Source organism: Rhodococcus sp. FG69 (genome assembly GCF_057808915.1).
This window is the reverse complement of sequence record NZ_JBMDIX010000111.1, coordinates 1-690: the sequence shown is the minus strand read 5'-3', so window position 1 is coordinate 690 and position 690 is coordinate 1. Positions and strand designations below refer to the sequence as shown.

1 pseudogene is annotated in these 690 nt (G+C 65.9%); it reads right to left on the bottom strand.

Annotated features, from left to right (window positions below):
- A pseudogene (locus ACODSO_RS29195) lies at positions 1-690 on the bottom strand (ATP-binding protein); the annotation flags it as partial.

Below are 690 nucleotides of genomic sequence, written 5' to 3'. Positions count from 1 at the left end.
GGGCGAGCATCGTGGCTTCGGCGTTCCAGTACGGCTGGGCGCCGACGTTGATGCCGGCGACGATGATGTTGATCTCGCCGCCGGCTTGGGTGAAGGTGATGATGCGGCGTAGTCCGCGGGAGACCCAGTCCATGTTTTCGGTGCCGGTGGTCATGGAGATGGTGGCGCCGGAGGACAGGGCGAACCATTCGACGGGTGCGCCGAGCTGTTCGGCGAGGTCGATGGCGGCGACGATGCGCGAGCATTCGGCTTCGGCGACGGTGCCGAGGGCTTTGGTGGGGTCACCGAAGAGTGCGACGCGGGTCATGCCGTCGGGGTAGCGCTCGCTGGGGGTGGTGACGATGCCGGTGATGATGCCGGCGGTGTTGTGTCCGTACGGGCGCTCGACCGGTGTCAGGACGCCCGATGTGTCGAAGTCGTATTCGGTGAAGGTGCCGTCGGTGCCGGTGAGCAGTGGGATGAGTTCGTAGGGGTAGACGGTGCCGCGGGCTTGGGAGCGCCCGACTTTTTGGGTGTATTCGTCGAGTGGGCGTAGGGGTTCGGTGGGTTTGTCGGTGATTTTGGCGACGATGCCGGCGCCGGAGCGGTAGGAGAAGCGGATCGCGACGTCGCGGGGGGTGGAGGTGGGTCCGTTTTTGAGGCGGGCGATCAGGGTGATCTCTTCCAGTCCTGCGCCGATGGTGGAGGGTG